At 71.9% G+C, this 26,206-nt stretch carries 21 protein-coding genes; 13 read left to right on the top strand and 8 right to left on the bottom strand.

Annotation, left to right across the window (positions count from 1 at the left end; all coding sequences use genetic code 11):
• Positions 1–165 precede the first annotated feature (165 nt).
• Together groES and groL are read left to right on the top strand one after the other, a co-directional pair.
• Complete coding sequence (groES, locus tag ABZ354_RS15010) at positions 166–474, top strand: co-chaperone GroES (protein ID WP_030287454.1); 309 nt, start codon at positions 166–168, stop codon at positions 472–474.
• Positions 475–591: 117 nt separating this feature from the next.
• Positions 592–2,223 carry a chaperonin GroEL gene (groL, locus tag ABZ354_RS15005; protein ID WP_358656735.1) on the top strand — a complete coding sequence of 544 codons (1,632 nt, stop codon included), beginning with the start codon at positions 592–594 and terminating at the stop codon, positions 2,221–2,223.
• Positions 2,224–2,542: 319 nt separating this feature from the next.
• On the opposite strand, the gene ABZ354_RS15000 is transcribed toward groL, so the two are convergent.
• From ABZ354_RS15000 to ABZ354_RS14990, 3 genes are all read right to left on the bottom strand, one after another.
• Complete coding sequence (locus ABZ354_RS15000; protein ID WP_358656733.1) at positions 2,543–3,007, bottom strand: hypothetical protein; 465 nt, start codon at positions 3,005–3,007, stop codon at positions 2,543–2,545.
• Between the two features lie 76 nt (positions 3,008–3,083).
• On the bottom strand, positions 3,084–3,944 hold the full coding sequence (locus tag ABZ354_RS14995) for a hypothetical protein (RefSeq protein WP_358656731.1): 861 nt from the start codon (positions 3,942–3,944) through the stop codon (positions 3,084–3,086).
• A 10-nt stretch (positions 3,945–3,954) separates the two neighbouring features.
• A complete protein-coding gene (locus ABZ354_RS14990; RefSeq protein ID WP_358656729.1) occupies positions 3,955–4,950 on the bottom strand; it encodes a hypothetical protein in 996 nt (331 codons plus the stop codon).
• Between the two features lie 266 nt (positions 4,951–5,216).
• Here ABZ354_RS14990 and ABZ354_RS14985 point away from each other — a divergent pair, with 266 nt between their 5' ends.
• A complete protein-coding gene (locus ABZ354_RS14985; RefSeq protein ID WP_358656727.1) occupies positions 5,217–6,086 on the top strand; it encodes a helix-turn-helix transcriptional regulator in 870 nt (289 codons plus the stop codon).
• Positions 6,083–6,289: a DUF397 domain-containing protein gene (locus tag ABZ354_RS14980; protein ID WP_358656725.1), complete on the top strand. Its 207-nt coding sequence runs from the start codon at positions 6,083–6,085 to the stop codon at positions 6,287–6,289. Before ABZ354_RS14985 ends, ABZ354_RS14980 begins: the two co-directional genes overlap by 4 nt.
• Positions 6,290–6,366: 77 nt before the next feature.
• On the opposite strand, the gene ABZ354_RS14975 is transcribed toward ABZ354_RS14980, so the two are convergent.
• Positions 6,367–7,140: an SDR family oxidoreductase gene (locus ABZ354_RS14975; RefSeq protein ID WP_358656723.1), complete on the bottom strand. Its 774-nt coding sequence runs from the start codon at positions 7,138–7,140 to the stop codon at positions 6,367–6,369.
• A 119-nt stretch (positions 7,141–7,259) separates the two neighbouring features.
• Positions 7,260–7,928 (bottom strand): MOSC domain-containing protein, encoded by a 669-nt coding sequence (locus ABZ354_RS14970; protein WP_358656722.1) that lies wholly within the window; start codon positions 7,926–7,928, stop codon positions 7,260–7,262.
• Positions 7,929–8,008: 80 nt separating this feature from the next.
• Between ABZ354_RS14970 and ABZ354_RS14965 the strand changes: the two genes are divergently transcribed.
• Entirely contained in the window at positions 8,009–8,905 is an 897-nt protein-coding gene (locus tag ABZ354_RS14965) for a LysR family transcriptional regulator (RefSeq protein WP_358656720.1), read from the top strand.
• Between the two features lie 73 nt (positions 8,906–8,978).
• Here ABZ354_RS14965 and ABZ354_RS14960 read toward each other — a convergent pair whose 3' ends face one another.
• Positions 8,979–9,308 (bottom strand): WhiB family transcriptional regulator, encoded by a 330-nt coding sequence (locus ABZ354_RS14960; protein WP_358656718.1) that lies wholly within the window; start codon positions 9,306–9,308, stop codon positions 8,979–8,981.
• Positions 9,309–9,688: 380 nt separating this feature from the next.
• Between ABZ354_RS14960 and ABZ354_RS14955 the strand changes: the two genes are divergently transcribed.
• The 4 genes from ABZ354_RS14955 (at position 9,689) to ABZ354_RS14940 (ending at position 14,356) form a co-directional block, all read left to right on the top strand.
• Positions 9,689–10,300, top strand: a complete 612-nt coding sequence (locus ABZ354_RS14955; RefSeq protein WP_003948568.1) for a response regulator transcription factor — start codon at positions 9,689–9,691, stop codon at positions 10,298–10,300.
• Between the two features lie 555 nt (positions 10,301–10,855).
• Positions 10,856–11,443 (top strand): sigma-70 family RNA polymerase sigma factor, encoded by a 588-nt coding sequence (locus ABZ354_RS14950; RefSeq protein WP_358656716.1) that lies wholly within the window; start codon positions 10,856–10,858, stop codon positions 11,441–11,443.
• Between the two features lie 158 nt (positions 11,444–11,601).
• Complete coding sequence (guaB, locus tag ABZ354_RS14945) at positions 11,602–13,107, top strand: IMP dehydrogenase (protein ID WP_358656714.1); 1,506 nt, start codon at positions 11,602–11,604, stop codon at positions 13,105–13,107.
• A gap of 124 nt (positions 13,108–13,231) precedes the next feature.
• Positions 13,232–14,356, top strand: a complete 1,125-nt coding sequence (locus tag ABZ354_RS14940; protein ID WP_358656712.1) for a GuaB3 family IMP dehydrogenase-related protein — start codon at positions 13,232–13,234, stop codon at positions 14,354–14,356.
• 317 nt (positions 14,357–14,673) lie between these two features.
• Here the strand turns inward: ABZ354_RS14940 and ABZ354_RS14935 are convergent, their stop codons facing one another.
• Positions 14,674–15,882: a nucleotide sugar dehydrogenase gene (locus ABZ354_RS14935; RefSeq protein ID WP_358656710.1), complete on the bottom strand. Its 1,209-nt coding sequence runs from the start codon at positions 15,880–15,882 to the stop codon at positions 14,674–14,676.
• A 272-nt stretch (positions 15,883–16,154) separates the two neighbouring features.
• On the opposite strand from ABZ354_RS14935, the gene ABZ354_RS14930 reads away from it, so the two are divergent.
• Positions 16,155–17,861 (top strand): glycerol-3-phosphate dehydrogenase/oxidase, encoded by a 1,707-nt coding sequence (locus ABZ354_RS14930; RefSeq protein ID WP_358656708.1) that lies wholly within the window; start codon positions 16,155–16,157, stop codon positions 17,859–17,861.
• A gap of 241 nt (positions 17,862–18,102) precedes the next feature.
• Here the strand turns inward: ABZ354_RS14930 and ABZ354_RS14925 are convergent, their stop codons facing one another.
• Positions 18,103–19,146 carry a serine hydrolase domain-containing protein gene (locus ABZ354_RS14925; protein WP_358656707.1) on the bottom strand — a complete coding sequence of 348 codons (1,044 nt, stop codon included), beginning with the start codon at positions 19,144–19,146 and terminating at the stop codon, positions 18,103–18,105.
• Between the two features lie 172 nt (positions 19,147–19,318).
• Here ABZ354_RS14925 and ABZ354_RS14920 point away from each other — a divergent pair, with 172 nt between their 5' ends.
• From ABZ354_RS14920 to ABZ354_RS14910, 3 genes are all read left to right on the top strand, one after another.
• The gene (locus ABZ354_RS14920) at positions 19,319–21,283 is read left to right on the top strand and encodes a serine/threonine-protein kinase (RefSeq protein WP_358656705.1); all 1,965 of its coding nucleotides are present in this window, start codon (positions 19,319–19,321) and stop codon (positions 21,281–21,283) included.
• Between the two features lie 195 nt (positions 21,284–21,478).
• Complete coding sequence (locus ABZ354_RS14915; protein ID WP_358656703.1) at positions 21,479–23,944, top strand: protein kinase; 2,466 nt, start codon at positions 21,479–21,481, stop codon at positions 23,942–23,944.
• A 387-nt stretch (positions 23,945–24,331) separates the two neighbouring features.
• Complete coding sequence (locus ABZ354_RS14910) at positions 24,332–26,131, top strand: serine/threonine-protein kinase (RefSeq protein ID WP_358656701.1); 1,800 nt, start codon at positions 24,332–24,334, stop codon at positions 26,129–26,131.
• Positions 26,132–26,206 lie beyond the last annotated feature (75 nt).

Below are 26,206 nucleotides of genomic sequence, written 5' to 3'. Positions count from 1 at the left end.
CCGCTTGACCGAGTGCTAATCGCGGTCATAGTCTCGGCTCTGGCACTCCCCACAGGAGAGTGCCAACAACGCGACGGGCAGGTCCGGCACCCGCGACGACGGATCCACCTGGTCGCCACCTCAGACAGTTAACCCCGTGAGATCTCCGAAGGGGGAGGTCGGATCGTGACGACCGCCAGCACCAAGGTTGCCATCAAGCCGCTCGAGGACCGCATTGTGGTCCAGCCGCTCGACGCCGAGCAGACCACGGCCTCTGGCCTGGTCATCCCGGACACCGCCAAGGAGAAGCCCCAGGAGGGCGTCGTCCTGGCTGTGGGCCCGGGCCGCTTCGAGGAAGGCAACCGTCTTCCGCTCGACGTCTCCGTCGGCGACGTCGTGCTCTACAGCAAGTACGGCGGCACCGAGGTGAAGTACAACGGCGAGGAGTACCTCGTCCTCTCGGCCCGCGACGTGCTCGCGATCGTCGAGAAGTAAGTCACCTCGACGCACAGCACCTTTGCTCGAACTGCGCCCCTGGCCCCCGCGACCTAAGAAGCCGGGCGCCCGGGGCGCAGTACTTTCACCCAGATTTCCGAGAGGGCTCACGCTCCCATGGCGAAGATCCTGAAGTTCGACGAGGACGCCCGTCGCGCCCTCGAGCGCGGCGTCAACAAGCTCGCCGACACGGTGAAGGTGACGATCGGCCCCAAGGGCCGCAACGTCGTCATCGACAAGAAGTTCGGCGCCCCGACCATCACCAACGACGGCGTCACCATCGCGCGCGAGGTCGAGCTCGACGACCCGTACGAGAACCTCGGCGCCCAGCTCGTCAAGGAGGTGGCGACCAAGACCAACGACATCGCGGGTGACGGTACGACCACCGCGACCGTGCTGGCCCAGGCGCTCGTCCGCGAGGGCCTGAAGAACGTCGCCGCCGGCGCCTCCCCGGCGCTGCTGAAGAAGGGCATCGACGCGGCCGTCGCCGCCGTGTGCGAGGACCTCCTCGCGACCGCGCGTCCCATCGACGAGAAGTCCGACATCGCCGCCGTGGCCGCGCTGTCCGCCCAGGACCAGCAGGTCGGCGAGCTCATCGCCGAGGCCATGGACAAGGTCGGCAAGGACGGTGTCATCACCGTCGAGGAGTCCAACACCTTCGGTCTCGAGCTGGACTTCACCGAGGGCATGGCCTTCGACAAGGGCTACCTGTCGCCGTACTTCGTGACGGACCAGGAGCGTATGGAGGCCGTCCTCGACGACCCGTACATCCTGATCCACCAGGGCAAGATCGCCTCCATCGCGGACATGCTGCCGCTGCTGGAGAAGGTCATCCAGGCCAACGCCTCCAAGCCGCTGCTGATCATCGCCGAGGACGTCGAGGGCGAGGCCCTGTCGACCCTGGTCGTGAACAAGATCCGCGGCACCTTCAACGCCGTCGCCGTGAAGGCCCCCGGCTTCGGCGACCGCCGCAAGGCGATGCTGCAGGACATGGCCGTCCTCACCGGCGCCACGGTCATCTCCGAGGAGGTCGGCCTCAAGATCGACCAGGTCGGTCTCGAGGTCCTCGGCTCCGCCCGCCGCGTCACCGTGACCAAGGACGACACCACGATCGTCGACGGTTCCGGCAAGACCGACGACCTGCAGGGCCGCGTCGCCCAGATCAAGGCCGAGATCGAGAACACCGACTCCGACTGGGACCGCGAGAAGCTCCAGGAGCGCCTCGCGAAGCTGGCCGGCGGCGTGTGCGTGATCAAGGTCGGTGCCGCCACCGAGGTGGAGCTGAAGGAGCGCAAGCACCGTCTGGAGGACGCCATCTCCGCGACCCGCGCCGCGGTCGAGGAGGGCATCGTCTCCGGTGGTGGCTCCGCGCTCGTCCACGCCGTGAAGGTCCTGGACGGCGGCCTCGGCAAGACCGGCGACGAGGCCACCGGTGTCGCCGTCGTCCGCAAGGCCGCCGTCGAGCCGCTGCGCTGGATCGCCGAGAACGCCGGCCTGGAGGGCTACGTCATCACCTCCAAGGTCGCCGAGCTCGACAAGGGCCAGGGCTTCAACGCCGCGACCGGCGAGTACGGCGACCTGATCAAGGCCGGCGTCATCGACCCGGTCAAGGTCACCCGCTCCGCCCTGGAGAACGCCGCCTCCATCGCCTCCCTCCTCCTCACGACCGAGACCCTGGTCGTCGAGAAGAAGGAAGAGGAAGAGCCGGCCGCCGCGGGCCACAGCCACGGCCACGGTCACTCCCACTGAGCGAAGGCCGCCCGCGGCCGCTTGAGTGGTACGACGCGTGAGGCGTCCCCCGGGGCCCTGCCCTCCCTGACACGGAGGGCAGGGCCCCGGGCGTTCTTCCGCAGTCCGTGGGTGCCACTGCCGGACGTCCGGGCTGCTCGCAGCGCTGATGTGTCCGGCCCGCTCTGCCACCCACACGGTCTGTCCGGGCGCACCGGACCGCGGGGCGATGCCCCAGTCCTCGCAGAGGGCCGCGACGAGCATGGGGCCGGATCGTACGCCCACACCCCCGCTCACCAGGTACGACGCCCCACGGCAGTCGTCTGTCGGGGCGGCGGGACTACGCTGTCGGGCCGGCCGGGGCGGCCTCCGCGCGGGCCGGTGGGGCCAGGATCTTCCGCAGCGCCACCAGATCTGCCTCATGGTCGCGCCGCAGCCGCCCGCGCCCGTCCGCGTCGAGGTCGGCCGGCCGGACCACGACCAGCCGCAGCCCGTGGGCGGGGATCTCGGTGTCACGGCGGGCGTCGTACAGGGCACGCTGCTCGCCCCGGTGGACACCACTCACGGTGAGCCGGTCCGGCTTGTCGAAGTGCGGCACCGGGTGGTCGTGGTGGAGTCCCCGGTAGTCGACCACCAGCCGGTGGCCGGGCCAGTACGCGTCGACCGGCAGCCCGACCTGTCGGCCCCCGGCCCCCGGGTCGCCGAGCAGCCAGTCGAACCGGTGCTGGGTCAGGGCCTCTTCACCGAGGACCTGGTCGCACAGGCCGACCACGTACGTCTTGTCACTGTCGCCTCGCGATGCCATGGCGCGCATCCTGTCAGGCGTCCGACAACGCCGGACGCGCGCTCCCGTCGCCCCAGGGCAGTGACTCTCTGACGAGTCAACAGGAATGAGGATGCCCCGGCTTGGTGGCACTGTCGTCTGCGTCGTGCTGCTCAGCGTGGTCTGTGGCGAAAGGCTCGTGAACTTCTGTGAATTCCCCATGTACGACCCGGTGCGACGGCTTCGTCAACTCCAAGCCGGACAGGTGCTTCTTCAGCCTTTTGGCCATGGGTAGGTAGGTCGCGAGAGTGAGCCCGCCGGAAACGACCGCCCCGACCAGAGGGATGGCCTTGGAGACGGACTTGGCGAACGTTTGCTTCGTCATCTGAACGCCGAGGTAGCCCGCGACCCTTTTCACGATGGGGTAGATGACGCCCTTGGTGAGTGCCTGCTGCGGCAGCTTCTTGGCGACCTGCTCGGCCATCATCCCCGCGACCTTCCCCACGGCGGCGTTCGCCGACTGGGTGCCGAACATCACGCCGAAGAAGAGCGTGAGTACTCCCTTGGTCGCGTCATCGAGGTCGTCGTTGTCGGAGAACAGGTCGGGCCAGCTGTAGAGATAGGCGAGCTTCTGCGCGATACGCAGCATGTGCCCGAAGTACTGGGCCGTGTCGGCGGGCACAGTGGCGGGAAGGGCGAGGAGGCCAGGTATCCCGGCAGCCGCAGAGAGAGTGCTGACCTTGGCGGTTTCGTAGTTGATCGAGTCATTGGCCGCTTTGTTCAGAACTTCGAGAGGGATACCCGCCGCCGCAGGGGTCTCTTCGATTGCTCTGCGAATGTCGTCCTCGGAGCAATAGCGAGTCAGTGCTTTTCGGAGGTACGCCTCCCTGTTGATGCGCACGCCCGGGAATCTCGCTGCGCTCACCAGTGCTGCCGAGAATCGCGACTCCGGATTCTCGCTCACGTTGCTTGTGGCCATGGGCGGGAACCTACAGCATTTGTGGAGATGGTGTGAACGACTGGGGTCGTGGGGTCGCCGCCCGACTGCCCTCGGGCGGCGGTGAGTTGAGGCAGCGGCGGCACATCGTCTCGTCGGCGGCCGGACGGAAGAGCGTCGCCTGTAGGTGGTCGCCCTCGCATTCCCGGAGTGCGGCGAGGCGGCTGGGCTGGCAGGTGCGGGTTGGACGTTCGGCGGCCGGGGTGGCGTCGCGGTCGGGTGTGGGCGGCACGTCGCGGAGCAGGTAGCGCAGGAGGCCGCCGGGGCGGTGGACCGGGGTGCCGTCGTCGGGGAGGCCGCGCAGGATGTGCGTGCGGATGCCGGCGGGGGTGTGCCCGGCCGCGAGCCAGGCGGAGACGAGCCGCGCCAGCTCGTCGTGCATGCCCCGGGGGATGCGGCGGAGGTCGGGGGACAGGCGGGGGAGGGCGGTGACGAGGGCGCGGGCGGCTTCGGGGGACCCGGGTCCCCCGGGTTCCCCGGCGGCTTCCGAGGTCTCCGGGGTGATGCCGTCCGGCCCGGCGGGACGGTGGGAGGTGTTTTCCCCGGGGTCTTTCCTTGGATGACCGTCGGTGGGCCGAGGCGTCGGGTCACCGACGGCCGGAATGCGGGGACCCGGAGCGACCTGCGCGGATGCGGGGACCGAGGGCGCGTGTACGGGCCCCCGGGCGAGAACCTTCGCGGCCTCGGCGGCGCTCAACGGCACGTTGGAGACGAGCTGTTGGGTGACCCAGTGACCGCCGGGCCCCTGGAGTCGCCGCTCGTGCACGAACCCCTCCTCCTTGAGCTGCCGCTTGGCCCGCGTAAAGGCGCACGCCCCGATGCGGGCGCGCTCGGCGGTGCGCGACAACGACTCGCGCGCTCCCTCCGGGAGGGAGAGCTGCCAGGTCAGCAGTCGCACGGCGTCGGAGGACAGCCGGGGGTGCCGGATGAGGTCGTGGGAGAACTGCGTGAAGGCGCGCGGGGGCGCGATATGGTGCCGGTAAATCACGGTGGGAGCCCTTACTTCCACTGGTGGTTCAGGCCCTCGCGGACGGTTGCAGCCGTCGCGGGGGCCGTCTTCGTCTGCGCCCGGCGTGGCACGCGGACGACATGATGTCGAGGCGACGGTACCGCACGGATTGTGCTGGTGTGGACGCGTTGAGTGAAGAGAGCCGTTGTGAACGGCGTTCACTCGTACGTCGCAACTTATGGCGATTCCTGCGTGGTTGACGTTTGTGCTTCCTACCGTGCGAGCACGGGTGACGAAGGCTGGGCGTGCTGAAGGGGACGAACGGGATGGGCGCGGATTCGGGTGCGGGTGTGGAGAGCGCGGGTGCGGGCGCGGACTCGAACGGGGAGTTCCTGCGGTGCTTCGGCCGCCAGATGAAGCTGCTGCGGGAGGTCGCGGGGCTGACCCAGGCGCAGCTGGGCGAGCGGGTCGGCTACGGCGAGGCGCTGATCGCGGCGGTGGAGCAGGGTCGGCGCATCCCCCGGCCGGAACTGGTGGACGCGGTGGACCGGGAGGTGGGGGCGCGGGGGGTCCTGGTCGCGATGAAGGGGGAAGTGGCGAAGGCTCGGTATCCGGGGTTCTTCCGGAGGTACGCGGAGCTGGAGACCCAGGCGGTTGAGCTGCACGCCTACGACAACCACGTGGTCAAAGGGTTACTGCAGACCGAGGAGTACGCACGAGCGGTCTTCACGATGTGGCGCCCTCTGCTGGACCCGGAAGTCATTGAGCAGCGCGTGGCGGCTCGGTTGGAGAGGCAGAGGCTCTTTTCTCGGCGGCCCGTGCCTCTCCTCAGTTTCGTCATCGAGGAACAGGCGCTCCGCCGACCTGTCGGAGGGCACCAGGTCCTACATGGCCAACTGGAGCAACTGCTGCTGTACGGGCACGAGCGCAACGTCGAGATGCAGGTCATGCCGACCGAACGCGACGAACACGCTGGGCTGGGCGGCGCCTTTACGTTGATCCACCTCGAAGACCAGCGCAGGGTGGGGTACATGGAGGTACAGGAGGCGAGCATCCTGTATACCGCGCCCAAGAAGGTCGGTCCCCTGGAAGCAACCTACGGTGTTCTCCGAGCGCAGGCACTCACTCCTCGGGAGTCGCTGACCTTCATCGAGAAGCTGTTGGGAGAGGTATGAAGGCAAGCAGCTCCGAGCCCGCCGCGGACGAGGTGAGCTGGTCCAAGAGCAGCTACAGCTCCGGTAGCGGCGGTGACTGCGTTGAGGTCGCCGATGCGGATACAGCCGTACTGATCCGCGACTCCAAGCGACCGGACGCGGCGATACTCAACGTCTCCACTGCCCAGTGGGCGGCGTTCGTGCGGATGGCCGCAGGCGTGTGAGACGAACGAGGGGCGGTAGGGAGTCTCGTGCTCCCCACCGCCCCTCCCCGGCACCCCGCCCCCGTCCCGGGACGCCCCTACCGCGGCCCGTACTTCCGCCCCGTCCGCGAGGACAGCCCGCCCAGCAGATCCCGGGGCACCACCTTCACGAGGCCCATCAGGGCCTTGTAGCGCGGGTCCGGAATGGACACCGTCCTGCCGCGGGCCAGATCGTGCAGTGCCGCCGTGACCAGCTTGTCCGCGTCGAGCCACATCCAGCCCGGGATGTTGTCCGTGCCCATCCCGGCCCGCTCGTGGAACTCCGTGCGCACGAACCCGGGGCACAGCGCCATCAGCCGGACGCCGCTGCCCGCCAGGTCCTTCGCCACGCCCTGCGTGAACTGCACGACCCACGCCTTCGACGCGCCGTACGTCCCACGCGGCACGAACGCCGCCACCGAAGCGACGTTGACGACACCGCCGCGGCCCCGCTTCCGCATCGTCTCCGTCGCCGCCGACGTCAGCCGCAGCACCGCCTCGCAGTGCACCTTGAGCATGGTCAGCTCGTCGGCGAGGGACACCTCCAGATAGCGGCCCTTGTTGCCGAAGCCGGCGTTGTTGATCAGCAGGTCGACGGGGTTCCGGCGGTCCCCGAGCCGGGCGGCGACCGCCTCGATGCCGTCGTCCGTCGCCAGGTCGGCGGTCAGGACCTCGGCCTCGATGCCGTGCCGGTCGTGCAGTTCGGTCGCCTGCTCCCGCAGGCGCTTCGTGTCCCGCGCGACCAGGACCAGGTCGTGCCCGTCGGCCGCCAGCCGCCGCGCGAACGCCGCACCGATGCCCGCCGTCGATCCCGTAATCAATGCCGTTGTCATGGCGCCAGATTAGTGACCCGGACCCCAGAGGTCCCTTTTCTGCACGCTTCCTCCCCGCCGGTGAAGCCCCGGTCGACGGCGCGTACGGCGGCGCGCGGACGAACGGCCGCCGCGCACCGTCAGCCGCCCCGCTTCTCCACGTACGTCCGTGCCGTCGCCAGCGCCTCCGGGTCCAGCGCCGTGCCCGCCGCCAACAGCCGCGGCAGCCACGCCCGTTCGGTGGTCACCGCGCGGAACTGCACCGCCACCGTCACGTCGTGCACGGGGCGGTGCACGACCTCCACGGCGTCCCCCGCGCGGATCTCCCCGGGCTCGATCACCCGCAGGTACGCCCCCGGCGCGCCCCTCTCCGTGAACCGCCGCACCCACCGCTCCTCACCCAGATGGCCCTGGAAGGTGCGACACGGAATCCGGCCGCTGGCCACCTCCAGCACGACGTCCGGGCCGACCCGCCACCGCTCGCCTATCAGCGCCCCCGACACGTCCACGCCCGCCGTGGTGAGGTTCTCGCCGAACGTGCCGTTCGCCAGGGTGCGCCCCAGCTCGCGCTCCCACTGGTCGAGGTCCTCGCGCGCCATCGCGTACACCGCCTGGTGGTCCCCGCCGTGATGGCGGGTGTCGCACACCGCGTCCCCCGCCAGACCGCTCGCGCCGGCCCCCTTCGGTCCGGGCGCCGCCACCCGTACCGGCCCGTCGGCCGGCCGTTTGTCGATGCCGGTCAGCCCGTCCGGCTGATCCGTGTAGGGCACGGCCCGGGCGCGGCCCAGATTCACAGACAGAAGCTTCATGGCGGCACGGTAGGCGAGCTGTGGTCAAAGCGTCGACGCATTATCCGGCTTCGGTCCAAAGCTTCACTTATCCTTGAAGAGTGATCGAAGCCCGTCATCTCCGTGTCCTGCGCGCCGTGGCCACCACCGGCTCCTTCTCGGCGGCGGGCCGCGAGCTGGGCTGTACCCAGCCCGCCGTCAGCCAGCAGATCAAGGCCCTGGAGTCCTCGGTCGGCACGCCCCTGCTGATCCGCAGCGGGCGCACCATGCGGCTGACCCAGGCCGGCGAGGCCCTCGTACGGCACGCCGTCGGCATCCTCGCCGGACTCGTCGCGGCCGAGGAAGAGGTCGCCGCCATCGCCGGACTGCGCGCCGGCCGGGTCCGGCTGGTGTCCTTCCCCAGCGGCAGCTCCACCCTCGTGCCCACCGCCCTGGCCGCCCTGCGCGCCGCCCACCCCGGCACCCGCGTCTCCCTGGAGGAGGCCGAACCCCCGAGATCCGTCGAACTGCTCCGCGAGGGCGACTGCGACATCGCGCTCGCCTTCCGCTACGCGGGCGCGGCGGGCGCCGAGGAATGGGCCGACCTCGTCGTACGGCCGCTGCTGACCGACCGGCTCGTCGCGCTCGTGCCGGAACGGCACCGCCTCGCGCGCGCGGAGAGTGTCGCCATCGGGGAGCTTGCCAGGGAGCCGTGGATCGCGGGCTGCCCGCGCTGCCGCGGTCAGCTGGTGGAGGTGTGCGAGAGCGCCGGTTTCACGCCCCGCATCGACTTCGCGACCGACGACTACCCCGCCGTGGTGGGCCTGGTGGGCGCGGGCCTGGGCGTGGCCGTCCTGCCCCAGCTCGCCGTGGAGTCCGTACGGCCGCGGGGCGCGCGCACGGTGACGCTGGAACCGGCGGTGCGCCGCGAGATCGTCGCGCTCACCCTGCCCGACCTGGCACAGGTGCCGGCCGTGTCGGCGACGCTGGACGAGCTGACGCGCGCCGCCGCGCGTTAAGGGGCCCGGGCCGGGGCGGCAGGGCCCGGAAGTTCACAAGAGAAACGTTCCTTCTGAGTGGTCTCGGGCTCCCTCACGTGTGCGAGGCGTGACCGGAACCGTGCGCGGGCGTCGGCACCAGCCGGTTGCGCGCCCGCCCCATCAGCTCCTCGCGCTCGTCCTCGGTCAGTCCGCCCCAGACCCCGTACGGCTCGCGTACCGCAAGCGCGTGTGCCGCGCACTGTGCGCGGACCGGGCACCTCATGCAGACCTCTTTGGCCGAGTTCTCACGAGCACTCCGTGCCGCGCCGCGCTCACCCTCGGGGTGGAAGAAGAGGGAGCTGTCCACCCCTCGGCAGGCAGCCAGGAGCTGCCAGTCCCACAGGTCCGCGTTCGGTCCGGGAAGGCGGGAGAAATCTGCCATTGCGTGACCCCTTGTAGCCGTTCTGGGTGGACCGGGTGCCCACGACCGTACAACTACCATCTAAGAAGATGAAAATATGACTCATTGCGAATCTAGCCGCAAACACCAACAAGAGGGAAGAAAAGGGTCCAAATGGGGCATAGGTTGTGATGAAAGATTGAGGGTCTGCTGTGCATGTCTGCACGTGTCCGTCCCCTCACGTAGAGTGCCGAAGACGGCGCGCGGCCCCGTAACTCTTTCGAGTGACCGTCGTTGAGAGTGCGGAGGCGGTCGAAGTGACAAGCGCTCGGACGAACGTCCGAGACGGTCGACCGCACAGGTGACGATTTCGTACCAGCCTGGAGGCTCAAGGTGACGTGCATCAGCTGCGGAGGGCGGCCATGACATCCGTCCTCGTCTGCGACGACTCCCCGCTCGCCCGAGAGGCGCTCCGCCGCGCGGTTGCCACCGTGCCCGGCGTCGAGCGGGTGACGACTGCGGCCAACGGTGAGGAAGTCCTCCGCCGCTGGGGCGCCGACCGCTCGGACCTCATTCTGATGGACGTACGCATGCCCGGACTGGGCGGCGTCGAGACCGTCCGCCGGCTGCTGTCCGCCGACCCCGGCGCGCGCATCATCATGCTGACGGTCGCCGAGGACCTGGACGGCGTGGCGCTGGCCGTCGCCGCCGGCGCCCGGGGGTACCTGCACAAGGACGCCTCCCGCGCGGAGCTGCGGGCCACGGTGACGCAGGCCCTCGCCGACCCGACCTGGCGGCTCGCGCCGCGCCGGCTGCGCTCGGCCGAGATGGGCGCCGCGCCCACGCTCACCGCGCGTGAGATCCAGGTGCTCGAAGGCATGAGCCACGGCCGCTCCAACGCCGAGATCGGCCGCGAGCTGTTCCTCTCCGAGGACACGGTCAAGACGCACGCCCGACGGCTGTTCAAGAAGCTCGGCGCCTCGGACCGGGCACATGCCGTCGCGCTCGGTTTCCGGTGGGGCCTGGTCCGCTAGGGCCTGTCGTTGGATCACCCCGGCGTCGCGGGGTCTGGCACGCACATCTGCCGCGTTGTCGTCGGTTGCCAACGCTCCGCGTTGACGCCCTCCTCCGCCTCGCAGCCGCACGCACCAGACCCCGCTCGGGTCGGCTGCGAAGCACCGCTTCTTACAGCCGGCCCGAACCAAACGACAGACCCCAGGGCGCCCCGTGTGCGTCGGGCCGCGTCACCGGACGGCCGCGTGTCCCGCCCCGCGTACACGCCCGGCGGAAGCGGCGAATTCCCCGCCCACCGCCAGGCGTGTCCCGCCCCTCGTACACGCCCGGCGGAAGCGGCGAATTCCCCGCCCACCGCCAGGTGGGCGGGGGTGGCAGGGCGGCCCGCCGGGTGCCCGCTGCTCGTTTCGCCGCGCATGCCGCATCCTTGAGGGGTGGAGTCTCTCGGGGACGAGTCGGTCGAGCGGAAGGGGAGGGCGCAGGGTATGAGTGCCGGCGCACCTGCTCATAACGCTTCGGTGCACAACAACAGGCGCGGTGCCACGGATCGGACGGGCGCAGGGCACCATGGACCGATGCGTGAGGACGATGCGGTCACTGCCCAAGGGGCGATCGGAGCGCTCGTTCACCGTGCCGTCGACGGGGACGAGCAGGCCACGCACGACCTGCTCGCCCATGTCCACCCCCTCGCCCTGCGCTACTGCCGTACGCGGCTGTCGCGGCTCCCGGGCGACGCCCGGCACTTCGTGGAGGACCTCGCGCAGGAAGTCTGCGTGGCGGTTCTGCTCGCCCTGCCGCGTTACAGAGACACCGGGCGTCCCTTCGAGGCGTTCGTCTTCGCCATCGCCGCCCACAAGGTCGCCGACCTGCAGCGCGCCGCGATGCGTCACCCCGGCTCCACGGCCGTACCCTCCGACGAGATGCCCGAACGCCCGGACGACTCGCTCGGCCCCGAGGAGCGCGCCCTGCTCAGCAGCGACGCCGAATGGGCCAAGAAACTCCTGGCCAACCTCCCGGTCAACCAGCGTGAGCTGCTGCTGCTGCGCATCGCGGTCGGGCTCACCGCCGAGGAGACCGGCCAGATGCTGGGAATGTCACCCGGCGCCGTGCGCGTCGCACAGCACCGGGCGCTGAGCCGGCTGCGGGCGCTGGCCGAGCAGTAGCCCCGTCACGCGAGGGCCGGTGCGGCACCTGCGCACCGACGGCCCCGGCCCGTACGAATGTGCGAAGCCTTCGCGCCTCCGTGAACGTGGAATGAGACACCTCAGCTTCCCGTTAGCATGGACATCCGCACCGAGCAAGGCCATCTGGGGAAGGTGTCATGACTGCAAACGTCGACGGAGTGCCCGGAAAATTCGCGACACTCGGGCTGACCTACGACGACGTGCTGCTGTTGCCGGGCGCATCCGAAGTGCTGCCGGGCGCGGTCGACACCTCGTCCCGCATCTCTCGCAACGTCCGGGTCAACATCCCGCTCCTGTCCGCCGCCATGGACAAGGTCACCGAGTCGCGCATGGCGATCGCGATGGCCCGCCTCGGCGGTGTCGGAGTGCTGCACCGCAACCTGTCCGTCGAGGACCAGGTCAACCAGGTCGACCTGGTGAAGCGGTCGGAGTCCGGGATGGTCACCGACCCGATCACCGTGCACCCCGACGCCACGCTCGCCGAGGCCGACGGGCTGTGCGCCAAGTTCCGCATCAGCGGAGTCCCCGTCACCGACCCGGCCGGCAAACTCCTCGGCATCGTCACCAACCGTGACATGGCCTTCGAGACCGACCGCAGCCGTCGGGTGCGCGAGGTCATGACGCCGATGCCGCTGGTCACCGGCACGGTCGGCATCTCCGGCGTGGACGCCATGGAGCTGCTGCGCCGGCACAAGATCGAGAAGCTGCCGCTGGTCGACGACCAGGGTGTCCTCAAGGGCCTGATCACGGTCAAGGACTTCGTGAAGGCCGAGAAGTACCCCAACGCCGCGAAGGACGCCGAGGGCCGGCTGCTCGTCGGGGCCGCCGTGGGCGCCAGCCCCGAGGCCCTGGAGCGCGCCCAGGCCCTCGCCGCGGCCGGTGCGGACTTCCTGGTCGTCGACACCTCGCACGGCCACAACAGCAACGCCCTCAGCTGGATGGCGAAGATCAAGTCCAGCGTGGACATCGACGTGATCGGCGGCAACGTCGCCACCCGCGACGGCGCCCAGGCGCTCATCGACGCCGGTGTCGACGGCATCAAGGTCGGCGTCGGACCGGGCTCCATCTGCACCACCCGCGTCGTCGCCGGTATCGGCGTCCCGCAGGTCACCGCCATCTACGAGGCCTCCCTCGCGGCCCGTCCGGCGGGCATCCCGCTGATCGGCGACGGCGGCCTGCAGTACTCCGGCGACATCGGCAAGGCGCTCGCCGCCGGTGCCGACACGGTGATGCTGGGCAGCCTCCTCGCGGGCTGCGAGGAGTCGCCGGGCGAGCTGCTCTTCATCAACGGCAAGCAGTTCAAGTCGTACCGCGGCATGGGTTCGCTGGGCGCCATGCAGTCGCGCGGGCAGGGCAGGTCGTACTCCAAGGACCGCTACTTCCAGGCGGAGGTCGCCTCCGACGACAAGCTCGTCCCCGAGGGCGTCGAGGGCCAGGTGCCCTACCGCGGCCCGCTGTCCAACGTGCTCCACCAGCTCGTCGGCGGTCTGCGCCAGACCATGGGCTACGTGGGCGCCGCCACCGTCGGGGAGATGGAGTCCAAGGGCAGGTTCGTGCGGATCACCTCCGCCGGCCTGAAGGAGAGCCACCCGCACGACATCCAGATGACGGTCGAGGCGCCGAACTACAGCAGCAAGCGCTGACGCGGATTCGGCGGAGGGCGGACCGGGCACGTCCCGGGCCGCCCTCCTCGTACGTCGGGCGGCGCCCGCGGACCCGTCAGGGATACTGGAACGCGCTGAAACGCAACAGGGAAAGGCCACAGACGTGACTGAGATCGAGATCGGGCGCGGCAAGCGCGGCCGCCGGGCCTACGCCTTCGACGACATCGCCGTCGTCCCCAGCCGCCGTACGCGGGACCCGAAGGAGGTCTCGATCACCTGGCAGATCGACGCCTACCGCTTCGAGCTGCCCTTCCTGGCCGCCCCCATGGACTCGGTCGTCTCCCCGGCCACCGCGATCCGCATCGGCGAGCTCGGCGGCCTCGGCGTGCTGAACCTGGAAGGCCTGTGGACGCGGCACGAGGACCCGCAGCCGCTGCTCGACGAGATCACCGAGCTGCCCGTCGAGGCCGCCACCCGCCGCCTGCAGGAGATCTACGCCGCTCCCATCAAGGAGGAGCTGATCGGGCAGCGCATCAAGGAGGTGCGCGACTCGGGCGTGGTCACCGCGGCGGCACTCTCCCCGCAGCGCACGGTCCAGTTCTCCAAGGCGGTCGTGGACGCGGGCGTCGACATCTTCGTCATCCGCGGTACGACGGTCTCGGCGGAGCACGTGTCGTCGTCGCACGAGCCGCTGAACCTGAAGCAGTTCATCTACGAGCTCGACGTCCCGGTGATCGTCGGCGGCTGCGCCACCTACACGGCGGCCCTGCACCTGATGCGCACCGGCGCGGCGGGCGTCCTGGTCGGCTTCGGCGGCGGCGCCGCGCACACCACGCGCAACGTCCTGGGTATCCAGGTCCCGATGGCCACGGCCGTCGCCGACGTGGCGGCGGCCCGGCGCGACTACATGGACGAATCCGGCGGACGGTACGTGCACGTGATCGCGGACGGCGGCGTCGGCTGGTCCGGCGACCTGCCCAAGGCGATCGCCTGCGGCGCGGACGCGGTGATGATGGGCTCCCCGCTCGCCCGCGCCACGGACGGCCCGGGCAAGGGCCACCACTGGGGCATGGAAGCGGTCAACGAGGAACTGCCGCGCGGCAAGAAGGTCGACCTGGGCACGGTCGGCACCCTGGAGGAGATCCTCACCGGCCCGTCCCACACCCCGGACGGCTCGATGAACCTCTTCGGCGCCCTGCGCCGCGCCATGGCCACGACCGGCTACAGCGAGCTGAAGGAGTTCCAGCGGGTCGAGGTGACGGTGGCGGACGCGCAGCACAAGCGGTGACGCTGCGCGCACTGAGTGGCGGAAAGGCCCGGACCGAGTGGTCCGGGCCTTTCCGCGTGCTCGTGCTGGAGCGGCGTGGGCGGGACGTGCGGTGAGGCAGGAGGGGGTCGTGCCGGCCCGCGGACGGTGAACGCCTCGCCCGCACAAGCCGGGGTGCGGACCCTCGGCGCACCCCGGCTTGTGCGGGCGTGCGGACCCTGGGCGCGCCGTTCAGGAGCCCCCCCGCGGTCCCCCTGCGGTTCGGCCCCGGCCGGGTCCGCCGCCGGTGAGGGGCGGGCAGTGCTCTTGCGGCGGGGGTGCGGGGCGGTGCGCGCTTCTCACAACCGGTACGCCGCCCCCGTGGGCGTGGCCCCGCGCGTGTCCAGCAGCAGCTGGGCCTTCACCGACAGGCCCTGGAGGTCGTACGTGCGGTGCTGCTGGAGGAGGATCGTGAGGTCGGCGTCGGCCGCCGCCTCGTAGAGGGAGTCGGCGCGGGGGACCGGGCGGTCCAGGACGTGCCAGGACGGGACGTGCGGGTCGTGGTAGCTGAGCTGCGCGCCCAGCTGGCTCAGGCGGATCGCGATCTCCTGGGCCGGGGTGGCCTGCTGGTCGGCGAGGTCGGCCTTGTAGGTGACGCCGAGGAGCAGCACACGCGCGCCGCGGGCGGACTTGCCGTGCTCGTTGAGGAGGGCGGCGGCGCGCTGCACGACGTAGCGGGGCATCTGGTCGTTGACCTGCTGCGCCACCTCGACCATGCGCAGGGGGCGTGCGGCGTGTCCGCCGAGGTCCTGGGGGACCGAGTGGCCGCCGACTCCGGGGCCGGGGCGGAAGGCCTGGAAGCCGAACGGCTTGGTCTCGGCGCAGCGGACGACGTCCCACAGGTCGACGCCGAGGTCGTGGCAGAGCACCGCCATCTCGTTGACCAGGGCGATGTTGACGTGGCGGAAGTTGGTTTCCAGGAGCCGGACCGTCTCGGCCTCGCGGGGGCCTCGCGCACGCACCACCTTCTCGGTGAGCCGGCCGTAGAAGGCGGCGGCGGATTCCGTGCACGCGGAGGTGAGGCCTCCGATGACCTTGGGGGTGTTGGCGGGCGTGAAGTCGCGGTTGCCGGGATCGACACGGCTGGGCGAGTACGCGAGGTGGAAATCGTGCCCGGCGCGCAGCCCGGAGCCCTCTTCGAGAAGCCCGCGGAGGAAGCCCTCGGTGGTGCCGGGGGGTACGGGGGACTCCAGGATCACGGTGGTGTGCGGGCGCAGGCGGCGGGCGAGGGTGCGGGCGGCGGCCTCCACCTGACTCAGGTCGAGGCCGCCGTCCGGGCCGCGCGGGGTGGGCGCGCAGATGACGGCGGTGCGTACGCGGCCCAGCTCTGCGGGGCTCGCGGCGGTGCGGAAGCCGCCCGCGAGCATCCTGCGCAGCTCGGCGGGGCTGAGCGAGCCGGACTCGGGGCCGGTCCGGTAGCCGAGGGTGGGGATGCCGGCGGCGACGGCGGCCTGGGCCAGGGGCAGGCCGTACGGGCCGAGTCCGATGACGGCGAGATCTGCGGGCATGGCGTGGGCCGTCCTTCCCAATAACCGAAACGGGACAGGTGCGCAAGCCCTGTGGACTGGACGAGCGAGCGCAATGTCAGACTAGGAGTAAATATGACCGATATGCGGGATTGATGGGTCGAGTCTCGTCGGATGTTTCCGTGAGGGTTGTCCACAGGCTGGGGCGACTGGTGGCTGAAGCCGGGCATGGCGGTCAGAATTTGGGCATGGGGTGAGAGACCGGGCTTCGCCCGACGGGTGCGGCCTACGCGACGGACGAGCGGGAGGCAGCGGTGAGGACAGCGACACTGGGACCGGCGCAGCGCGCCGAGTCACTCGCGGCCATGGCCGAGCACGAGCTGGACGTGCTGGTCGTGGGCGCGGGTGTGGTGGGCGCGGGCACCGCCCTCGACGCCGTGACCCGCGGCCTGTCCACGGGACTGGTCGAGGCGCGGGACTGGGCGTCGGGCACCTCCAGCCGGTCCAGCAAGCTCATACACGGGGGCCTGCGCTATCTGGAGATGCTCGACTTCACGCTCGTGAGGGAGGCACTGAAGGAGCGCGGCCTGCTGCTGGAGCGGATCGCCCCGCACCTGGTGAAACCGGTGCCGTTCCTCTACCCGCTGGAACACAGGGGCTGGGAGCGGCTGTACGCCGGGTCGGGCGTGGCACTGTACGACGCGATGTCGATGGCCCGCGGACACGGGCGCGGCCTGCCGATGCACCGGCACCTGAGCCGCCGTCACGCCCTGCGCGTGGCCCCCTGCCTGAAGAAGGACGCGCTGGTCGGGGCGTTGCAGTACTACGACGCCCAGATGGACGACGCCCGCTATGTGGCCACCCTGGTGCGCACGGCCGCGGCGTACGGGGCTCAGACCGCCAACCGCTCGCGGGTGACCGGATTCCTGCGCGAGGGCGGGCGGGTCGTCGGCGCGCGCGTGCAGGACGTGGAGGCGGGTGGCGAGTACGAGGTCCGCGCCAAGCAGATCGTCAACGCCACGGGCGTGTGGACCGACGACACGCAGGCCATGGTGGGGGAGCGCGGACAGTTCCACGTCCGCGCCTCCAAGGGCATCCACCTGGTGGTGCCCCGGGACCGCATCAGCTCCTCGACCGGGCTGATCCTGCGCACCGAGAAGTCCGTGCTCTTCGTGATCCCGTGGGGCCGGCACTGGATCGTCGGCACCACCGACACCGACTGGGACCTCGACAAGACGCACCCGGCCGCCTCCAGCGCGGACATCGACTACCTGCTGGAGCACGTGAACTCGGTGCTGGCGGTGCCGCTCACCCGTGACGACGTCCAGGGCGTGTACGCGGGCCTGCGGCCGTTGCTCGCCGGCGAGTCCGACGCCACCAGCAAGCTGTCCCGCGAGCACACCGTGGCGCACCCCGCGCCGGGGCTGGTCGTCGTCGCGGGCGGCAAGTACACGACGTACCGGGTGATGGCCAAGGACGCGGTCGACGAGGCCGTGCGCGGGCTCGACATGCGCGTCGCCGAATGCGTCACCGAGGAGATCCCGCTGCTCGGCGCCGAGGGCTACCTGGCGCTGTGGAACGCGCGAGCGCGGATCGCGGCCCGCACCGGCCTCCACGTGGTGCGAGTGGAGCACCTGCTCAACCGGTACGGCTCGCTGACCGAGGAATTGCTCGGCCTGATCGCCGAGGACCCCTCACTGGGCGAGCCGCTGCCGGCGGCCGACGACTATCTGCGCGCCGAGATCGTCTACGCCGCCTCGCACGAGGGGGCCCGGCACCTGGACGACGCGCTGACCCGGCGTACGCGGATCTCGATCGAGACCTTCGACCGGGGCACGCGCACCGCCCGCGAGGCCGCGCGGCTGATGGCGCCGGTGCTGGGCTGGGACAAGGGCCAGATCGAGCGCGAGGTGGAGCACTACGAGAAGCGGGTGGAGGCCGAGCGGGAGTCCCAGCGCCAGCCGGACGACCTGACGGCGGACGCGGCGCGGCTGGGGGCGCCGGACATCGTGCCGTTGTGAGGGGGCTTTGTACGGCGGCCGTGATGGGACGGCCGTGGTGGGGAGGGGCCTCGTGGGGGTGCGCGGGTGGTCGCCCGCCGGGCCTTCGCCAGGTGGGTCCGGGAGTGCGCCCGCAGGCACGGGGCCCGTGCCTGCGGGCCCGAGACCAACGGTCCCCCGGGCCGGCCGTCCGTGTCACTGCCGGTCGAAGTCACCTGATCGAGTGACGAGTGATGGGATCTCTGTTCGAGTCCCGCTCGTTCTACTGATGGCGAGGGCAGAACTCGGCGGCGAGCAGGCGGAGTTCGAGACCGGGGTCTGCGATCGCCGTCGTGTTCACCCGGAAGGTGAGGACATGACGCCCGTCGACGGTGGCCGCGGTGCGCACGTAGCTGCCGGAGATGCGCCCGTTGTGCCCCCACACCGTGACGCCGCACGGCAGCTTTTCGGGGAACAGGCCCATGCCGTACGAGCCGTGCGCGGTACGGGTGTCGAGCATCTCGCGCAGCCGGCGCGGGGGCAGCAGGCCGCCGGACAGCAGGGCCGAGTAGAAGCGGTCCAGATCGGCGAGCGTCGTCACCATCTCGCCCGCGGCACCCGCCACCCGCGGGTCGAGATCGGTGACGTCGGTCCCGTCCTCGGCGTAGGCGCGGCCGTGCGGGGCGGGCAGTGAGGTGCGGGAGCCGGGAAAGGAGGTGCCGGTCAGACCCAGCGGAGCGAGGAGGCGGCGTTCGGTCTCGTCGGCGTACGAGTGGCCGGTGACCTGCTCGACGACCAGACCGAGCAGGACGTAGTCGGTGTTCGAGTACGCGTAGCGGCCGGGGGATGCCGGGGGGTGGGTGAGCGCGGTCCGCAGGGCCTGACGGGGAGAGAGGGGGGTGGTGCCGCCGGTGTCCGCGGTGAAGTCGTACAGGCCGCTGGTGTGGGTGAGCAGGGCGCGCAGGGTCAGCGCGCGGCCGTCGTTGCCCGCTCCGCGCACCAGGCCGGGCAGGTGCCGCTCCACCGTGTCGGACAGCGACAGCCGCTGTTCGGCGGCCAGTTGGAGGACCACGGTGGCGATGAAGGTCTTCGTGACGCTGCCGGCCCGGAAATGGTCGGCGCGGGACAAGCCCGGTCCCGCGTCGGCGTAGCGGGCGCCGCTCGCCGACACGGCGAGGAGGGCGGCGGCGGGTGCCCGGCCCCGGGTCACCAGCAGCGGCAGGACCTTCTCCGGGGTCGGCGAGGTGAAGGCCGACGTGCCGGACGGGGCCAGGGTGAGCAGGAGCGCGGCCACGGGGAGGGCCAGTAGCGTCCGAAGCGGCCGCATCGCGTGTCCTCCCCCCGTCGCGGCCCATCATGCAGGCGGTGGAAGGGAGGACTCCACGCGGCCCCCGGGTCGCGGAGCCCCGCCGAAGGCGCCGGGGACACCCTGGGCGCCCGGCACTTGCCGGGTGAGAGACAATGAAATCTCTGTCAGGGCGGGTTGCATGAGGGGACGCATGTCGGAGGCGGAGCGGGCGGGGACATCCCGTCAGGACAAGAGCGCACGTCTCCTCGCCGGGCGGTACCGGCTGGGAGACGTGCTCGGCCGCGGTGGCATGGGGACGGTGTGGCGTGCCGAGGACGAGACCCTGGGGCGGACGGTCGCCGTCAAGGAGCTGCGGTTCCCGTCGAGCATCGACGAGGAGGAGAAGCGGCGCCTGATCACGCGGACGCTGCGCGAGGCCAAGGCGATCGCGCGGATCCGCAACAACGGCGCCGTCACGGTGTACGACGTCGTCCAGGAGGACGACCGGCCGTGGATCGTGATGGAACTGGTCGAGGGCAAGTCGCTCGCCGAGGCCATCCGCGAGGACGGCCTGCTGGAGCCGAAGCGGGCCGCCGAGGTGGGTCTCGCCGTCCTGGACGTGCTGCGGTCCGCGCACCGGGAGGGCATCCTGCACCGCGACGTGAAGCCGTCGAACGTGCTGATCGCCGAGGACGGCCGGGTCGTGCTCACCGACTTCGGTATCGCGCAGGTCGAGGGCGACCCGTCCATCACCTCGACCGGCATGCTCGTCGGCGCGCCCTCCTACATCTCCCCGGAGCGCGCCCGCGGGCACAAGCCGGGACCGGCCGCCGACCTGTGGTCGCTCGGCGGGCTGCTGTACGCGGCGGTGGAGGGCAGCCCGCCGTACGACAAGGGGTCCGCGATCGCGACGCTCACGGCGGTGATGACCGAGCCGCTGGAGGAGCCGAAGAACGCGGGGCCGTTGAAGGAGGTCATCTACGGCCTGCTCAACAAGGACCCCGTCGAGCGGCTCGACGACGCGGGCGCGCGGGCGATGCTCACCGCGGTCATCCACGGGCCGGCGGCGCCGGAGTCCGCGCCGGACGCGACGAAGGTCGTGCCGTTGCCGGAGGAGCCCGGCCCGCGCGCGGGCGGCGGGGACTCGGCGGGGGGCCGGCGCAGCGAGGAGGCCGCCGAGCGGCTGCGTGGTGCGCTGCGGTCGGTGCGGCGGGCCGCCGGTGCGGGCGCGGTCGCCGGTACGGACACGGCGGGCGGTGAGTCCGAGGGCGCGGTCGCCGAGACGAGGGTCTCCGGCGTGCCGGCGGCCGGTGCGCCCGCGGCCGGTGAGGCTGTCGGCACGGGTGCTGGGGCCTCGGGCGGGCGGAGTTCCGGGTGGCCCGTGATGCCGCCGCCGGACCTGCCGGCCAGGCCCGCGCCGAGGGCGTCGCTCACCGATGTCGTGCCGCAGCGGACGCTGGTCGTGATCGCGGTGGCCGTGGTGCTCGCCCTGCTGGGTGTGGTCCTGGCGGTCACCCTGGGCGACGGTGACGACTCCGACAAGGCGAGGGGTAAGGGCAAGCCGGTCGCCAGTGCGGCGAAGACCGGTGACACCCATGAGGACCCGAAGGGCGGGCCCGGGACGGACGGGGACGCGAAGGCGTCCGGGGGCAGCGCGTCGACGGGCGGCGCGTCGGGCTCCGGCTCGCCGAGCACCGGGGCGAGCCACTCGTCGGGTGCGAACGGATCGTCCGGCGGTGCCGCGCCGGCGGTCTCGACGCACGAGGGCGGTCAGGGTTATTCGATCGGGCTGCCGAAGGGCTGGAAGTACCAGTCCCACGGCAGGACAGGGGACCGGTTCACGGGACCGGACGGGCAGCGGCTGCTCGTCGCCTGGACGTCCACGCCGAAGGACGACCCGGTCGCGGACTGGCGCAACCAGGAGAAGTACATGGTGCGTGACCAGTACCGGAAGGTCCGCATAGCGAAGGTGGACTACCGCGGCTGGAACACGGCCGACTGGGAGTTCACCTACGTGGAGAGCGGCACGAAGTACCGGGCGGTCGACCGGGGATTCGTCGTCGACGACCACCTCGGACATGCCCTGATGTACACGGCGAAAGCCTCGAACTGGGGCAGCGACCTGCGCAAGGACACCTGGCGGACACTCACGAAGACGTTTGAACCCAAGCCGTGAGGTGAACTCCCCGGGGTGAGCGCCAATCCGGCAAGCCCTCTTTGCGGGTTGCCTCCGGCACGTATCGTGAATGACCGCGGACCGTACGCACGGGGAACGGCCCGCAGAGCGAACGGACATGACCGAACGGGAACGGGCTGACCGGAACGGACCGAACGAACGGAACGGAACGACCGGGCTGCCGGGGGAGGCAACGTGGACGACTACGCGGGTCGGGTACTCGCCGACCGCTACCGCCTGCCGCTGCCGCCGTCGGACGAGTACGAACTGACCGAGTCCCGCGCCTTCGACACCTACAGCGGGCAGGAAGTCCTGGTCAGACAGGTGCCGTTGCCGGAGGTCGTCGAGGCCGAGGTGCTCGACGCGGACGGGCTGCCCGACGGTTTCACGGTGCGGGGCGGTGGGGCCCACGGGTTCCCCGGCCACCCCGGACCCTCCGCCCGACCCGGACCGCGGCGGCCCGCCGACCCGGTCGTACGGCGCGCCGTGGAGGCGGCGCAGGCCGCGGCCGGCGTCCCCGACCACCCGCGGCTCGACCAGGTCTTCGACGTGTTCGCCGACGGCGGTTCGCTGTGGATCGTCAGCGAGCTGGTGCCGGCGCGGTCCCTGGCGACGCTGCTCGCGGAGAAGCCGCTGACGCCGTACCGGGCGGCCGAGATCGCCGCCGACATCCTGATGGCGCTGCGCGTGCTGCACGGACACGGCTGGGTGCACCGCAACCTCACCGCCCGCACGGTGCTGGTCTGCGACGACGGCCGCGTCATGCTGACCGGCCTGGCGGCGGGGGCGGCGGAGGAAGCCCTGTGCGGCTACGACCCGGTGCCGCACGACCCCGAGGACGACATCGCCGGGGGCATGGCGGCGCAGCCGCCCAGACCCGCGGGAACGACGGCCGCGGCCCTCGACCCCGAGGCCGAGCGGCGGGCCGCCATCGAAGCGCGTTCGGCCCGCGGGCTGCCGGCCGCCGGCGTGGAGGCGGCAGGCGCGGCAGGCGCGGGACCGGCCGGGCTCGACCGCCGGCCCCTCGATCCCACCGCCGAGATCCGGGCGGCGCGGGCCGGGGCCATCGCGGCGTACCGGGCGGGTGCGCGGGCGGCGGCCCGCGTCCAGGAGGCACAGAACGGCCGCACACCCGGGCCCGGCGCCCGCCCCGCCGACGGCGCCCCGGGCCCGGACGGTGCCACGACTGCGCCGGATGCCACCGCCTTCGGCGGTACGTCGGCCTTCGACAGTGGCCGGCCTCCGCTCCACGGGCCCGTGCCTCCCGGCGGGGCGGCGCCGTTCCTGCCGTCTCGGCAGGCCGGCGGGACCCTCCCCGTGCCGTCCGGGTCTCCCGCGGTGCCGGCCGGGGCCGGTGTGCCGACCGGCTGGGACGGGCCGACCGCCGGTGGTCCCGGACCGCGGCGCGGACCCGCCACCGCACTGGCCGCCGAGCGGGCGCGGCAGGCGCGGATGGCCGTCGTCGGACCGGTGACCGAGCGGTGGGCACCCGAACAGGCCGGTCCCGTGCACGAGAACTGGCAGCTGGCCGCGCCCATCGGTCCCGCGACCGACCTGTGGGCGCTCGGCGCGCTGCTCTTCCGTGCCGTGCAGGGGCACGCGCCCTACCCGGAGGAGTCGACGGCCGAGCTGGTGCAGATGGTGTGCGCCGAGCCGCCCGCGTTCGCGGAGGAGTGCGGCCCGCTGCGCCCGGTCGTGGAGTCGCTGCTGCGGCAGGACCCCACGGAGCGGATCGACTTCGAGGAGCTGGGCGGCTGGCTGCGTTCCCTGGTGCGTTCGGCGCCCGAGCCGGATGCCGGGGTGCATGTCGTGGCGGCGCCGCCCGCCGACACCGGCCGGCTGCCGATCGTGCGGCGGCGCGGCGAGCTGGTGCGCAGGCGGCGCGCCGGGCTGCCCGCGCACCACGGACGGCACAAGAAGGCCGGCCAGGAGGAGGAGTCGCCGCGGCGCCTCGGCCGCACGCTGCTGGTGCTGGTCCTGCTCGGGCTCGGCGCGGCGATCGCGTACGCCGTGATGTTCATGCCGACGACCGGCACGGGGGACGGTGACGGCAGCGGTCGTTCGGGTTCCGCGGGGGAGGCCGGGCAGGCGCCGGGGCTGTCCCCGGACGCCAGCGGCGGTCCCGGCTCAGGTCAGACGGCGACGGGTCCGGACGACGGCCCGTCGGACGGCTCGGCCGAGACGCAGACCACCGTCGGCCCGGACGTCGCCGACGGCTTCACCCTGCGCAAGGACCCGGAGGGCTTCCGCGTCGCCGTCGCGGAGGGCTGGCAGCGCTCCGGCCGCAACGGCCGCGGCCAAGTCGTCTACGCACACGGTGATTTCGAGCTGATCGTCGTGCCGGGCAGGGACGGCTCGCGCGCGTACGGCAGCGACCCGATGGCGTATCAGCGGGAGCACGAGCGGGAGTTGCAGCCTTTCCGGGACTCCACCTGGGCCACGTCGACCGGGCTGAAGACCATCGAGGTGGGCGGCCGGACCATGGCCGAGGGACAGTTCACCTGGACCGGGGACGACGGGTGCGAGCTGTTCGTGCGGAACCTGGCGATGCTGGTCGACGGGCACTACCACGTGGTGCAGGTGCGCGGCCCGGAGGCCGAACGGGACGAGGTGACCCGGCTGTTCGAGCAGGCGTCGGCGACGTACCAGGTCACGGGCTGACGCGGCGGTCCACGGGCCGGCACACCCGGGGCTCACGCGCTGCTGCTGCCGGTCCACGTAATGACGCGGCGGTCTACGGGCTGACGCGCGTCCACGGGCTGACGCACTCCGGGCCCACGCGCTGACGGCGCCGGTCCACGCGTTGAGTTCCCGGTCCACCGCGCTGCTGCTGCCGGTCCACAAAGACGCGGCGGGTGCACGCAACGAGGTGGCCGGTCCGCGCACTGACGCTGCGGGTCACCGAACGAAGGCCGTAGCGCGCCGTGTTGCTCCCCGCGGGGGCGTAACCGTCACAGTGCGGTCACCTTGGTGCCGCGCCGGTTCCCTGGGTACGGGCCGGTCCCTACGCTGAGTCTGTCAAGACCATTGCGGGGAAATGTGAATCAGATGCAGGGCGTGCTCCTCGCGGGCCGCTACCGGCTCGGCAATTCCATCGGCAGCGGCGGCATGGGCCGGGTGTGGCGGGCGCACGACGAGGTGCTGAGCCGGTCCGTCGCGGTCAAGGAACTGACCGCCGCCCTCTACGTCTCCGAAAGTGAGCGGAGCATCCTGCTGGCCCGCACGGGGGCCGAGGCGCGGGCCGCCGCCCGCATCAACCATTCGGCCGTGGTCACCGTCCACGACGTGCTGGAGCACGACGGCCGGCCGTGGATCGTGATGGAGCTGGTCGAGGGCCGTTCGCTGGCCGACGCCGTCACGGCGGAGGGCCGCCTGGAGCCGCGCGAGGCGGCCCGCGTCGGGCTGTGGGTGCTGCGCGCCCTGCGCGCCGCGCACAACGCCGGTGTCCTGCACCGCGACGTGAAACCCGGCAACGTCCTCCTCGGCCACGACGGCCGCGTCCTGCTCACGGACTTCGGCATCGCCCAGATCGAGGGCGACACCACGATCACCCGGACCGGCGAGGTCGTCGGCTCGGTGGACTATCTCGCGCCCGAGCGGGTGCGCGGCCACGACCCCGGCTCCGCCTCCGACCTCTGGGCGCTCGGCGCGACGCTCTACACGGCGGTGGAGGGCCGGTCGCCGTTCCGCCGCACCTCGCCTCTGAACACCATGCAGGCGGTCGTGGACGAGGAGCCGGCCGAGATGCGGTACGCCGGTCCGCTCCAGCCCGTCATCAGGGCCCTGCTCCGCAAGGATCCGGCCACCCGTCCCGACGCGCCGGCCACCGAGCAGATGCTCGCCGAGGCGGCCGAGGGGCGCCGCCCGAGCGACGCGGAGGCGTACGTGCCGACGCAGTACGGCGGCCCCGGCGCGGCTCCGGCACCCCCGGGGTCGTACGGGAGGTCGTACGGGACCACGGCAGGTGGCGGCGGGTACGGGGGGACCGGGACCGGCGGAGGGTACGGGACCGGCGCCGGGGGTGGCGAGTACGGGCCGGGACACGGCGGGCCGTACGGCACGGGCACCGGTGGCGGGTACGGGGCGGCGGGCGGGCCGGGGTATCCGGCGCCGTACGGGACGGCGACCGGGCCCACGCATGTCGGGCCGGCCGTGACGGGGCACGGACGTACCGACCGGGGCGCGCCGGGGCGGCGCCGGCTGCGCACCGTGGCGCTGGTGGTCGTGCTCGCCGCGCTCTTCGGCGGCGGCACCGCCGTGGTGCTGCAGCACTGGGACAGGGGCCGCGAGTCGGGCAACAGGACATCCGCATCGCCGACGCCGGCGCCCACTCCGACGTCCGGTGTCACGAGCCCGCCGGGGCCGACGGGCGGCGTGCCGGCGTCGTGGGTCCGCCGCCACGACCCGGCGGGATTCAGCCTCTACCTGCCCAAGGGCTGGCAGCGCCAGGTGTTCGACACGGAGGGCGGGATCAGGCAGATCGACTACACGCCGGACGGCGGAAGGCACTTCCTGCGCATCGCCGTGGACGACACGCCCGACTACGCCGACCCGCACGCCCACCAGCTCGATCTGGAGGAGCAGTTGCAGCGGCTCGTCGACTACCGGCGCGTGATCCTGCACGAGAACGTGTACCGGGACCGTCCCGGCTCCCGCTGGGAGTACACCTGGACCGCCCAGGCCAAGGACACGGCGTTCCCCGGGCCGCGCCGCGCCGTGGAGGAGACGTACGTCTCCCGGGACGGCACGGAGTACGCGCTCTACATGTCCGCGCCCGCCGGGGACTGGCGGACGACCCGCGAGCAGTTCGCGTCGGTGCTTCGGGGGTGGGAGCCGGGGGTGTCCTGAGGGACGCCCGAACGGTGGGTATGTCGGCGTCGGTTGTCGGCCACCTGCGGTTCGGCACCCGGAGTGCGTGCGTCC

Origin of the sequence: Streptomyces sp. NPDC005925 (assembly GCF_040638805.1) — a bacterium.
Lineage (GTDB): Bacteria > Actinomycetota > Actinomycetes > Streptomycetales > Streptomycetaceae > Streptomyces.
Note: the sequence above shows the minus strand (reverse complement) of the source record. Positions and strands in the feature narration are given on the sequence as shown.